Genomic DNA, 11,362 nt, shown 5'->3' on the forward strand with positions numbered 1-11,362 from the left:
GTTATCAAGGCTGGGAGGGCAACACCTTGAAAGGGGTGGCCGTGAGAACCGAAGACGGCATCGCCCAGGAAACGCTGGCGCATCTGGCGGGTATCGAACGCTCGCACATGGGCAAAATTGAGCGTGGTGAGCATATGCCCACGCTGGCCCTGGTATTCAAGATTGCCCGGGCGCTGGGCCGTAGCGCCGGTGAGCTGATGCTGGAAACGGAAGCCAGGCTTCCGATGGAATGGCATCAACCGCCGAACGACGGTTGATGCCCCGTGGCGCCTACGCCACGATGCGGCCCGACATCCGGGCTTCGCGCGCATAGGCGCTGATGGACTTGTCAGCCTTGAAATGCATATCCCGCTCCACCGGCAATCCAAGACGGCCGCGCAGGGTAGCGAGTTCAGCCAGGCTCACATAGCCCAGCTCAGGGAAGCCGAGACCCAGGTCGCACAGTCCGAACGCATGATCATCATCAGGATCAATCTCGGTCAGCAGCCAGGTCGCACCCGCATCAGGCGTGAACAGCTTGACCACTGGCGGTGGATCGAATCCTTCGTCAGCGAGGGATTGACGGTCGTTGGCCAGCAACTGCGCGCGTAGTTCGTCGGAAATAAGGTTCACGATCGCAACTCCTTGAATGGACGCTCCCGATCGGAGCGCTGCGATCCAGGCGCACGCGCAAAGCGCGGCCGTCACACCCCGACTCGGTCGGTGCGGGCTGGGGGTTGACGGGCGGGCGGCGTACGCCAAGCTGCGCGGCTTGTCCGATTGGGATACGGCCAGGTCAAACAGGAATGCGCCACCATGAACACCGGCGACTTCGCATAGCACCACGGCAGTCCGGAATCCATGTGTCGAAATCGCAGGCCGATCAGGCACCGCCTGTTCGGCGGACTTCCAGGGGCGCCAAGCACCGCGCGGCGGGGACGGGCTTAGAGCCGGTCCCCTGGAGGGCAAGCGAAGCGCGCAGGCGTCAGGGATGGAAGCCCAAAGGGGCGAGACGCCATCGGTGGCTCGATGCGCAGCACGACAGCCCGACCCGGCATCGCCGGGAGACGCACAAAAATCCGTGGAACCTGCAATGCGTTTTTACTCAAAACCTCAAAAACACGGAACCGCATTCACGCATTTTCCAAGAACCGCAGAATCGTACATTCTTCGTAACTACTCAGCATCCCTTGACGCGATAAGGGACAATTCACGGCAATGCAAACCCCATCAAGCCTGAACCAGTTAAGCCATGCCGAGAAGGATGCACTGATTTTGATGTTGCAGGAGCAGATCAAGGCATTGCAAGAAGCGGTCATGCAATTGCAGACGCAAGGCAAACTCAATAGCCGCAACTCCAGCAAGCCCCCATCAAGCGATGGCCTGAACAAACCCGCGCCGAAGTCACTACGCGTTGCGGGCGACAAACCCACAGGCGGACAAAAAGGTCACACCGGCAGTACCTTGCGCCAAGCCACCCAGCCCGACAAAATCGTTGTTCACGGCGTACCAGAGCATTGCCAAGCCTGCCATCAGGAATTGCCCTTTGCCTATGTGAGCGAAACCCGTCAGGTCTTTGATTTGCCCGTGCTGCAATTTGAGGTGACCGAGCATCATGCCATGCAAGCCATCTGTCGCTGCGGGCATGTACACACAGCAGAGTTCCCCGCCGGTGTAAACGCGGCTGTGCAATATGGACCACGCGCGCAGGCGGCCATGGTGCACCTCAATCAAAACCATGCCGTCTCGGTACAGCGCACGGCGGCGCTCATGAAAGACTTCTTTGGTCTGCCCGTGAGTCAAGCCACCGTACTCAAGGCCGCCATGACAAGTGCGGGCATCTTGCAACCTACGGTAGATGCCATCGGCCAAGGCGCTGTCAACGCAGACGTGCTGCATGCTGATGAAACCGGGCTACGGGTGGCAAAGACGCTGCACTGGCTGCATGTGCTGGCCACCGACACGCTGACCTGGATGGGCTGTCACCCCAAGCGAGGAGGCGAGGCGTTCGATGCACTGGCGCTGCTGCAGCAATTCAAGGGTGTCTTGGTGCATGATGGCTGGCTACCCTACAAAGCATTGCAGTGCCAACACGCCCTGTGCAACGCCCACCACTTGCGCGAACTGACCTATCTGCTGGAAGAACAAGGTCAAGCTTGGGCCGGCGACATGATCGAACTGCTCACCCACGCCAGCCACCTCGATAACCTGCAGTGTGCAGACGGACAATCACCGAACTACAACACCAAGCAGTATCAGTGCGAGGTACGCGATCTGCGCGACCTGTACGAGGCCATACTGGCTCAAGCCCAGACAGAAAACCCCGTGGTGCCCTCTACTGGCAAACGCGGCAGACCCAAGCAAAGTAAGGCCACCAATTTGATTGGCCGACTGCGCGATTACAGAGATGATGTTTGGCGCTTCATGACCCAGCCCGGCGTGCCTTTTACCAATAACCTGGCCGAGCAGACCGTGCGCATGCCCAAGGTGAAACAAAAAGTCTCCGGCTGCTTTCGCACATTGTCAGGCGCACAGGCCTACTGCGTGATTCGCTCGTATTGCGCCACCATGCACAAGCAAGGGGGCAATGTCTTTGATTCACTTGTCGCCGCTTTCAAGGGCGTGCCGACTCAGCACAGCTTTCGCTGAAGCGTGATCGCAAGCCTAAATTTGGGCTGAGTAGTTACAAAAATGCAAAAAGAAAACAAACAAAACTTCGGTATCTATTCACGGTGTCAATGTCTGCATGCGCATTCCTTCCAAGGTTTTGAAAGCTGACCGGGTTCCAAGATTCGGAGCCCGTTGTTGCCTTCGGTTTGGCCGGCGTAGCGATCTGGGCCGATCGTTGCCGCCGTACTTCCTGAGTTCATCGCCCGCGAAAAACCGGACGACACGGCCAGCCCATCAAGGAGACAAGCGCAGGGGGTGGGGCGGCCCGCAGCGCAGCGAGGACACGGCCCTGCGCGCCTTGAGGGGTTGGCTGTGTCGGCTAAGGTCGCGGGAATAGCGATGAAGGAAGGCAGTACGGCGATCAGGGCAAAGTCGCCACTGCGACGGTCAAACGCCGCGCGGCGAGCGCACCCCGCGTGCCACAGGCACGCCTGGCTGGAGGTGTACAAAGCGCTGGCGCGACATGAACGCCATGCACGGGCCGATCAGGTACAACCTGTTCGGCGGCATTAAGGGGCGCCAAGCCAGCGCGGCGGGGTGGGCTGCAAGCCGACCCTTGGAGGGCAAACGCAGTGCGCAGCCTCAACCATCCGATAGGCATATCAGGCTGTCCAATGCGAAGCGTCAAACATTCATCGACCGGATGCGCAAAGTCAGGGATGGCGAAGTCATGCAGCCATCAGGCAGTCGGTATCCGACTGCCCGCCGCGCCGCCCAGACTGACAAGGCTGGGCGGCGCGGCCGCGTGGCATGGCCACCCGCAGCCGCAGTTCCCTGAAATGAGAAAAGAAGGGGCAAAGCCCCCTCGCCTGTCAGCCCTTGAGCCGTTTCATCTCTTCAGCCAGTATCCACAGCGCCCGGTTGACCTTGACGTTCTGGTCAATGCCCTGAATGGCACGGGTGTGGCTTCTGCGACCATTGGCTGTGCGTGCCGACAATCCCCCTTGAACAAGGTTTTCTTGCACGCGGTTGAAGGTGCTCCACAGGTCGGGGCGGTCATCGCCAAGGCGCCGGGGTTGCAACAGTTGCGCTTCCGTGATGGGCGCAGGCTTAACCGGGTCATCGTATTTGAGTGACAAGGCGGCGCGGGCGAACACTTCGGATTCGCCGTGCTCCAGCGTGATGGCCGCCATACCTTCACGGCGTTCGCGCACCAACTCAAACCCGTCCAGCACGTCATAGGCTCCTGCGAGCACTTTGCCAATAACATCGCCTTTGTGCGGAATGCGCAGGTCGGCCACGGTGTCGCCGCACACCAGCCCATTGCTGCACACAAAGCGAAACATCCCGGCCAGCATCTGGTAGCTGCTGGTGCCGTCGTGGGAGTTCAGCAAGATGATTTCGTTGGCTTCTGCGCCGTTGATCTGGTTGGCGTGCCGCAATCGCAGCATGTGCTTGGTGTGTTCGCGCTTGCCGGTGTCGCGTACACGGGTCTGGCACACCATGAACGGCTGAAAACCTTCTTTGCGCAGGGCACCCAAGACTTCCCCGGTCGGGATGTAGGTGTAACGCTCGGATCGGCTCTGGTGCTTCGCCTCCGCATAGATGGAGGGAGCTACCCGGTAAATCTGGTCATCCGATAACGGATGGTCAGCACGTAAGAGAGGGGTCGCATTTGCGAAACGGGAACTGAGTTGCATGGTATTTCTCCAAAAGTTACAAGTTGTGGTTCAAAGCTGACCGGATTCCAAGATTCGGAGCCCGGTGTGGCTTCGGTGGGTTCGGCGCAACGACCTGGGCTGGTCGCTGTTGCCGCCGTCTTTCCTGAGTTCATCGCCCGCGAAGACACCGGCCAGCGAGGGACTGGCTGTCAAGGAAGCGAGCGCAGGGTGGGTGCGGCCCGCAGCCAAAGGCGAGGACACGGCCCTGCGCGCCTTGACGGCCAGGCACTGCGGGCTACGGTCGCGGGTTCAGTGATGAAGGAAGGGAAAGACGGACAACCGGTCAACGGCCATAGATCACCGAGGATGCGACGAACCCACGCCGCGCGGCGAGCGCCACTGCGTGCCGAAGGCACGCCTGGCTGGAGGTGAGCAAAGCGCACAGCGCGAAATCGGCACCATGAACAAGCCGATCAGGCATCGCCTGTTCGGCGGTATTGCGGGGCGCCAAGCCTGCGCGGCGGGGTGGGCTGCAAGCCGACCCCTGGAGGCAAACGCAGTGCGCAGTCTTTCCCCAACACCAAGGGCGAAGCAAAAGGGGGCGATACCCCCTTGGGTCACATCAGCCCGCGCTCCGCCATCGACAGGATGTCGTTGCCCGCCACGATCAGGTGGTCCAGTACCCGCACATCCACCAGCGCCAGTGCAGCCTTGAGCGTCTGCGTCAGCATCTCGTCGGCCCGCGACGGTTGGGTCGAACCGCTCGGGTGGTTGTGCACCAGCAACAAGGCGGCCGAATTGTGTTTCATGGATTCCTTGACTACCTCACGCGGATAAACCGATGTCTGGCTCACCGTACCGCGAAACATTTCGACGTACTCGATGACGCGGTTCTGCGAATCCAGATGCACCACCGCGAACACCTCATGCTCCAGCGCCCCCAGCTTGACCCGCAGGAAGTCGCGCACCGCCTGCGGCGAGGCCAGCACGTCACTGCCCCGCACCCGGCTCAGCAACACCTGCTGCGCGGCCTGCAGCACCTCGTCTGCATCAACCTGACGGTAGTCGCCCGCAACGTCACGAACGAGAAGGACAGAAGAATTGGAAGAATCGAAGGAAGCGAAAGAAGAAAAGAGATCGTGTGACATGGTCAGCTCCGTGCATCGGGCGGGATTGCCCGAGACCGGCAGCAGCACGGCGCAGCGCAGTTGTCACAGGTTCAAAGACGGCCGCCAGGACGCAAGCGCACAAGGTGCGCGCAGACCTTGACAGCGAGAACGCCGTGGTACGGTAAAGGGAACAGCAAGCCAGCCCCCCCCCCGCCAATCTCCCCCGGCAAGCGCAGCGCGCAGGCCCATCGGGCCGGAGGCGTGAGGGATCAAAGCCGGATGGCCGCGACTCGATACGAGGCGCGGGGCAACGCCCAAGAGCCCGACGGCGCTATCGCGCCGGGACGCATAATGTTTCTATCTGCAACCACGAACATTGCTATAAGCAAATTCGGCGGTCAGATATTGAGCACGTTCGGAAGAAATAAAACAATGCCAACAAGTGGAGGAGCCTCATGTCGATACTGCAGGAAATACTGGTTTGGACACAGGGGTTGCCCCTGTGGCAAAGTGATGCCGTGGCGCGCTTGCTGGCCAAGCAGACTTTGACGGCGGAAGACCAAGACGATCTTTTCGCGCTGCTCAAGGCCACGCATGGCATTTCCGATCCCAAGGACCGCAAGCCCAAACCGCTAACGGCAGACCAAATCCCGGCGCCAGTCAAGGTAGCGACGCACGTCGAGCTGCGCGCCATGAAGAACATGCTGCACGTCAACGCGATTGCCGAAAACCAGCGCCTGCCGTTCGGCGCTTCCGGAATAACCGTCATCTACGGCGACAACGGCTCGGGCAAGTCGGGATACTCGCGTGTGCTCAAGCGCGCTTGCCGTGCTCGCGACCAGATGGAAGCAATCCATCCCAACGCCAACCTGCCGACAGGCAAGGCAGGCGTTCCAGAGGCCTCCTTCGAGATTGCCGTCAACGGTGTAGCGCGGGACGTGCATTGGACCAACGGCAAGGCGGCACCACCCGAGCTGTCGTCCCTTGCGATCTTCGACTCGCGCTGTGCTCGTGCCTATCTTGACAGTGAGGACGATTTTTCCTACGTACCCTACGGGCTCGATGTGTTTGAGGGACTGGCGAAGGTCTGCAAGCAGTTGAAGGCTCTGATCGACACCGAGTATGCGCAGTCTGCACCAGACCTCACGGCGTTTGCACTGTTGCAGGGCGATACACCCGTCGGCAAATTGATTCAAACCCTGTCTGCCAGGACGACAAAGGTCCAGATAGAGGAGCTGGCCACGCTGACGCCGGAAGGTCTGGTTAATCATGCCGAACTGGGCCAGAGCCTGAAAGAGAACAACCCGAAGGAGAAAGCCACACAATTGCGTCTGCGCGCCCGCCGTGTCGCTGCCGTCGCGACGAATGCAACCAACAAAGAAGCGCTGGTGGATCAGGCAGTAGTCGCCAAGCTGCGTGGCCTGGCAGATGCCTATCGTACGGCGAAGGCTGCGGCCGCGCTCGCAGCCGAACAGTTCAAGGAATGCGAGAACCTGCTGCCCGGTACTGGCGGCGAGGCATGGCGTGATCTGTTCGATGCCGCCCGCAAATTCGCAGTCGAATCCCACCCGGACAAGGTATTTCCCGAATTGGGCGCGGACGTGCCTTGCCCCCTGTGCCAGCAGCCACTCGACGAAGGCGCCGCTCGCCTGCTGCGCTTCGAGGCGTTCATCCAGCAGGAAGCGGAGAAAACTTCCCAAGCGCGTCGTGCCGCCCTGTACGCCGAGTACAAGCCGTTCATTGCACAGGTCCTGACGCTAAATCTCGACGATGTGACCCACGGAGAGATAGAGGTTCTGGATTCACAACTCGCCGCCGATGTCAAGGCCTTCGAGCTGGCGCTGGCCGCCCGCCAGGAAGCCCTCAAGGCGGCGGTTATTTCACACCAGTGGGACGGCACCGATCAGGCCTTAATTAGCCCGGCGGCGCGGCTCCAAGCGCTGGCCGACAAGCTGAATGCAGAGGCTACGACCCTCGAAAAAGCGTCAGATGAGAAAGCCCGCGCCGCACTTCAAAAGCAGTTCGATGAACTTGATGCGCGGGTGCGACTGAGTCAGGTCAAGGATGCGGTGGTCACAGCGGTGAGACGACTTATCCGTCAGGCCAGGCTCTCGCAATGCATGTCGGCTATCAAAACCAACTCCATTTCGCTGAAGGCATCAGAGCTTGCCGAAAAAGTGGTCTCCAAGGAACTGGCCGACGCGCTCAATCGCGAATTCAAGGCACTGGGCGTTGGTACGCTTCGCGTTTCACTCCAGAGCCGCTCTGACAGGGGCAAGGCCTTGCACAAACTGAAGTTGGAACTGCCGCAGAGCCGCAGTCCTGTCGAAATCCTGAGCGAGGGCGAGCAGCGCGCGGTCGCTATTGGCTCTTTCCTGGCAGAAGTCGGGCTGAACGGCGGCAAGGACGGCATCGTGTTCGACGACCCGGTGTCGTCGCTCGATCATCGCCGCCGCGAACGCGTGGCGAAGCGCCTGGCGGTCGAAGCTGCACAGCGTCAAGTCGTCGTGTTCACCCATGACATTTATTTCCTTTGTCTCCTGGCAGAGGAGGCAAAGCTGGCTGGCGTGCCGGTTGCCACGCAGAGCCTGACCCGCCGTGCCGAAGGGTTCGGGGTTGCAGATCCAGACCTGCCGTTCGAAGGTAAAAATGCTAGCAAGCGAATCGGCGCCTTGAAGGCCCAGCACCAAGCCATCGCCAAGCTACACAAGGATGGCGAAGAACAGGAGCACCGCAAGCAAACCGTCGAGGCCTATTTTCGATTGCGCATGACGTGGGAGCGCGCTGTCGAGGAGGTGCTGCTGCGTGAGGTCATTCTGCGATTCCGTAAAGGCGTGGAAACACAGCGACTTGCCGGAGTCGTGGTCGAAGACGACGACTATGCCCAAGTAAACGCGGGCATGACGAAATGCTCGAACTACGCGCACGACAAGGCGTTCGTAGGTGGTGTCGCAGTCCCCGAACCCGACGAACTGCTCGCCGACATCATGGCGTTGGAAACCTGGCGTGCGCAGATCGACAAGCGCAGCGGGGAGACAGCCAAGAAGCGCAAGGCTGGGCCGACCGTTGCGGCATCTGCCGCGATGGCGGCACCTTAAATCGCTCGCCTCAGCGAGGCTCCGGACACGCTCATAGCACCGTGGTGTCCGTCCTTTGCGTGCGGTCCAGTTTTCGATGAATGAGCGACACCAGCGTCAGGATGTCGAGGGCATCCTGCTCGGACATTGGCCAGTTATTTTAGGGCGCGTGAGCAAGCGGATTGCGCACGGCACCGAAAAGGCCCGTGAGTAGATGGGCGAAGCCCTTTTGCTCGCTCTTTTCAGATTCGGTAGCGAGTGAGCCAAGAACCAGGATTGGGTTCTGCGTCGAGAAGGCCCGGTTCACCAGTTCAGAGCCATCCGTGGTGAGGCCCGGCAACGAGCGGATGCGTTCGGCAACACCTTTGGTCGATTCGAAGACGGCGTGAAAGTAGTTTTCGTCCAACAGTTCGGCGCGACAGTAGTGGAGCACTTCGGCGTGGACGTTGCGATTTTCCAGTGCGGCCTTCAGCCGACCGGCACGGGCGCGGGCTTCGTCCAACGTCGTGGCCTTGTCGGCATAGCCCACTCTGCCATCGTCCCGCACGAAAAATCCGGAAAAGGCGAGCACCACATTCAGCTCATCGCGCCGCCACCGGAAGGCGCCAGGATCACGGGCGTAGTTGACCGGCTCCATTGCGAGGTTGATGAGCAGGATCAGGTGGTTGCCGATCTGGTGCTTGTTCTGCGCTTCGGCCAGCGCGTTGAACAGGCGTTTCCATTTGGTAATGCCAGGAGACACATCGACGATCTTGATTTCCTGCAGCAATCGCTCGATTTGCGTTCCCGTCAGACCTCGGTCGGTATCCGCAAGCACGCGACAGGCGGCCTCCTGAAGGGAGTTGAGATAAACAAACCCAAAACGGCGCGATAAATTGGGATTTAGTGGCCCGTATCGGCCTACAGTGGGATACGCCGGTGTAACGGCGTTGCAATGGGTGAAATTAAGAAACCGCCTCTGCTTGGCGGATAAGTGACTCAATCAGCGAAGCGGGGACCGCCGTTTTGATGACCACCACTTCACCTGTGATCCGGTCCACCACAGTCACCACAGTGTGCTCTTCGGCGCTAGCGAGCATCTGATCTCGGGCGTTGAGCTTCGACAGCATCCTATGGACAGCGGAGCGAGAGATGTCCAAGTCCTCAGAATCAATTAGCGCCGCCCGGATATCGTCGATGGATTTGTGGCGGTGGGCCCGCATCAACGCTAGGGCCTTGGCCTGTTTCTCCGGTTCGAGTGACTTAAATGCAGATTTGCGGCCCATCGCCTATACCTCTTCAACTTCGGCGTGGCCGAACGCATCCATCTGACCAGGCGCAGCTTCTGCAGCGCGTTGTGCCTTGATTCTCGCATTGATGCGGTTGACGAGCTTGCGCATGCCACGAGGGGTCATACCAAATTGGCGAGCAAGCTGGTCGTAGTTGTCGCCCTGGAACAGGCTCAGGACCTCCAGTTCCTTGAGGGTCAGCTTGTAGAAGGCGTCCTTGGGGAACGACACCACCTGGCCTGCCCAGTAGGTGCTGAGGTAGTCCACCAAGAAAGCCGCCACCAACGCTGCAGTGTCTGCGGCCACGCCCATGTCCGACAGCTGGCGGGCGACCACGTCTTGCAGCTCGGCGAGCAGCTCGTGCCGCTTGAGCAGAGCGCGTGCGCTTTCAGTGGCCATTGGTTTCCTCCGCAGGCTTTAAAGCGGCCAAGTCGGCCAACACCGGCCGCCCAAGGACCTGCATCAGGGCTTCCCATGCCCACCAGTGCATGTCGAAGCCCTGGCCACGGTGTAGGCATAGCTGGGCGTACTCCACACGCTCGATCTGTACCGCTGAAAGCGGATTGGCCTGGTGCAACTGCACTACCTCCCGGCGCAACGCCATCACTGCGTCCGGCAGGAAGCGCATAGCCCACTTCTTGAGGGTCTCGATCAAGGTGTCCGTGACGCTGCCACGCACCCAGCGAAGGTCATCTACCTTGGCAATCCGCTTGACGTAAGCAGCCAAGGCCCGTTCGGACGGATCGTTCACCACGCCAAGCGCATGCAGGAACAACCACAGCGCCCGCACCTTGCTGGCGTCAGGGTTGATGGTCTGCGACCGGTCGCCAGCCTTTGGACGCACTTGGAAGCCCTTGGTCTTGAGGTGCTCCAGCACATCCACCATCCCTGGAACGCCCATAGTCGTCAGTGACGCGGACTTTCCAACAGACAGCAGGATGGACCGATAAGTCGGCTCATCCAGGCCGTGCTTCTGGCCGAGTTCGCGCTTCGCCACATGGATCAGCTTGATCAGCGTGGCGCGGCGATTGTTGGCGGGGATTTTGGCGGTGGTCATAAACGGTGCTCCAGGTGGCTCACCAGAGCCCCCAGGACGGGGACTCCAGAAAGCCGACTGGATCAGTTCAGTGCATCCTTGAACGCCTTGCCGGCCGAGAACTTGGGTGCCTTGCTCGCCTGGATTTGCACCGGGTCGCCCGTGCGCGGGTTGCGGCCGGTGCGCGCCGCGCGCTTGGTGACGGTGAACGAGCCAAAGCCCACCAGCGTCACAGCGCCACCCTTCTTCAGGGTGGACTTGATGGCCTCGGTGGCCGCGTCCAGGGCAGTGCCTGCGGCGGTCTTGGAAATGCCGGCCTGGTTGGCCATACGTTCGATCAATTCGGACTTGTTCATGGTTTCTTGCTAGATTGAGATTGAGAAATTCCGGTGATAACGGTCACCGGGGCCGGGGATTTATCGAGCGCTGGCTCACTTTCTTGACTGTTTTTGAGTCAGCTGCGCCGTGCAAAGCAAACACATAGTTCCCGTGGCTATCAATGCCGTTGGGCCTCAACGTGCCATTGCTGGCCAGCTTCAGGGCCTCTGCCTGGTTGATCGCCAGGTCCTGGCTGCGTTGAACTGTCATGGTCCAATAATTCTGGACACATCGATAGGGGCCC

Annotated in this window: 13 protein-coding genes; 3 read left to right on the forward strand and 10 right to left on the reverse strand. The window is 60.3% G+C overall.

From position 1 onward, the window contains the following. On the forward strand, positions 1-257 hold a 257-nt coding region (locus J8G26_RS18635), incomplete at its 5' end, for a helix-turn-helix transcriptional regulator (RefSeq protein WP_210570730.1). 13 nt (positions 258-270) lie between these two features. On the opposite strand, the gene J8G26_RS18640 is transcribed toward J8G26_RS18635, so the two are convergent. Then, a complete protein-coding gene (locus J8G26_RS18640) occupies positions 271-612 on the reverse strand; it encodes a DUF2958 domain-containing protein (protein ID WP_086911687.1) in 342 nt (113 codons plus the stop codon). Positions 613-1,197: 585 nt separating this feature from the next. Here J8G26_RS18640 and J8G26_RS18645 point away from each other — a divergent pair. Next, positions 1,198-2,628 (forward strand): IS66 family transposase, encoded by a 1,431-nt coding sequence (locus J8G26_RS18645; RefSeq protein ID WP_013801324.1) that lies wholly within the window; start codon positions 1,198-1,200, stop codon positions 2,626-2,628. Positions 2,629-3,461: 833 nt separating this feature from the next. Here the strand turns inward: J8G26_RS18645 and J8G26_RS18650 are convergent. Further along, positions 3,462-4,289, reverse strand: coding sequence for a DUF932 domain-containing protein (locus J8G26_RS18650; protein WP_086911686.1), 828 nt, complete (start codon positions 4,287-4,289; stop codon positions 3,462-3,464). 578 nt (positions 4,290-4,867) lie between these two features. Further along, on the reverse strand, positions 4,868-5,398 hold the full coding sequence (gene radC, locus J8G26_RS18655) for a DNA repair protein RadC (protein WP_086913970.1): 531 nt from the start codon (positions 5,396-5,398) through the stop codon (positions 4,868-4,870). 416 nt (positions 5,399-5,814) lie between these two features. Here radC and J8G26_RS18660 point away from each other — a divergent pair, with 416 nt between their 5' ends. Then, positions 5,815-8,457: an AAA family ATPase gene (locus J8G26_RS18660; protein WP_086911685.1), complete on the forward strand. Its 2,643-nt coding sequence runs from the start codon at positions 5,815-5,817 to the stop codon at positions 8,455-8,457. Positions 8,458-8,488: 31 nt separating this feature from the next. On the opposite strand, the gene J8G26_RS19480 is transcribed toward J8G26_RS18660, so the two are convergent. The 7 genes from J8G26_RS19480 to J8G26_RS18690 all read right to left on the reverse strand — a co-directional run. Beyond that, positions 8,489-8,584 carry a TIGR02391 family protein gene (locus tag J8G26_RS19480; protein WP_236748653.1) on the reverse strand — a complete coding sequence of 32 codons (96 nt, stop codon included), beginning with the start codon at positions 8,582-8,584 and terminating at the stop codon, positions 8,489-8,491. A 12-nt stretch (positions 8,585-8,596) separates the two neighbouring features. Beyond that, complete coding sequence (locus J8G26_RS19485; RefSeq protein ID WP_236748654.1) at positions 8,597-9,253, reverse strand: TIGR02391 family protein; 657 nt, start codon at positions 9,251-9,253, stop codon at positions 8,597-8,599. Between the two features lie 127 nt (positions 9,254-9,380). After that, positions 9,381-9,701 carry a DUF3486 family protein gene (locus J8G26_RS18670; protein ID WP_086911684.1) on the reverse strand — a complete coding sequence of 107 codons (321 nt, stop codon included), beginning with the start codon at positions 9,699-9,701 and terminating at the stop codon, positions 9,381-9,383. Between the two features lie 3 nt (positions 9,702-9,704). Continuing rightward, the gene (locus J8G26_RS18675) at positions 9,705-10,103 is read right to left on the reverse strand and encodes a Mor transcription activator family protein (protein WP_086911683.1); all 399 of its coding nucleotides are present in this window, start codon (positions 10,101-10,103) and stop codon (positions 9,705-9,707) included. Next, on the reverse strand, positions 10,093-10,761 hold the full coding sequence (locus tag J8G26_RS18680) for a regulatory protein GemA (protein ID WP_086911682.1): 669 nt from the start codon (positions 10,759-10,761) through the stop codon (positions 10,093-10,095). The genes J8G26_RS18675 and J8G26_RS18680 overlap by 11 nt, the downstream gene beginning before the upstream one ends. A 62-nt stretch (positions 10,762-10,823) precedes the next feature. Beyond that, positions 10,824-11,096 carry an HU family DNA-binding protein gene (locus J8G26_RS18685; protein ID WP_086911681.1) on the reverse strand — a complete coding sequence of 91 codons (273 nt, stop codon included), beginning with the start codon at positions 11,094-11,096 and terminating at the stop codon, positions 10,824-10,826. A gap of 43 nt (positions 11,097-11,139) precedes the next feature. Continuing rightward, on the reverse strand, positions 11,140-11,362 hold a 223-nt coding region (locus tag J8G26_RS18690; protein WP_210570732.1), incomplete at its 5' end, for a hypothetical protein.

Source organism: Acidovorax sp. JG5 (assembly GCF_017939685.1).
Classification (GTDB): domain Bacteria; phylum Pseudomonadota; class Gammaproteobacteria; order Burkholderiales; family Burkholderiaceae_C; genus Acidovorax.

Excerpts from the sequence above, each read along its gene's own strand:
- J8G26_RS18645 (WP_013801324.1), top strand. The coding sequence starts at position 1,198 with ATGCAAACCCCATCAAGCCTGAACCAGTTAAGCCATGCCGAGAAGGAT.
- J8G26_RS18650 (WP_086911686.1), bottom strand. The coding sequence starts at position 4,289 with ATGCAACTCAGTTCCCGTTTCGCAAATGCGACCCCTCTCTTACGTGCT.
- radC (WP_086913970.1), bottom strand. The coding sequence starts at position 5,398 with ATGTCACACGATCTCTTTTCTTCTTTCGCTTCCTTCGATTCTTCCAAT.
- J8G26_RS18660 (WP_086911685.1), top strand. The coding sequence starts at position 5,815 with ATGTCGATACTGCAGGAAATACTGGTTTGGACACAGGGGTTGCCCCTG.
- J8G26_RS19480 (WP_236748653.1), bottom strand. The coding sequence starts at position 8,584 with ATGTCCGAGCAGGATGCCCTCGACATCCTGACGCTGGTGTCGCTCATT.
- J8G26_RS18670 (WP_086911684.1), bottom strand. The coding sequence starts at position 9,701 with ATGGGCCGCAAATCTGCATTTAAGTCACTCGAACCGGAGAAACAGGCC.
- J8G26_RS18675 (WP_086911683.1), bottom strand. The coding sequence starts at position 10,103 with ATGGCCACTGAAAGCGCACGCGCTCTGCTCAAGCGGCACGAGCTGCTC.
- J8G26_RS18680 (WP_086911682.1), bottom strand. The coding sequence starts at position 10,761 with ATGACCACCGCCAAAATCCCCGCCAACAATCGCCGCGCCACGCTGATC.
- J8G26_RS18685 (WP_086911681.1), bottom strand. The coding sequence starts at position 11,096 with ATGAACAAGTCCGAATTGATCGAACGTATGGCCAACCAGGCCGGCATT.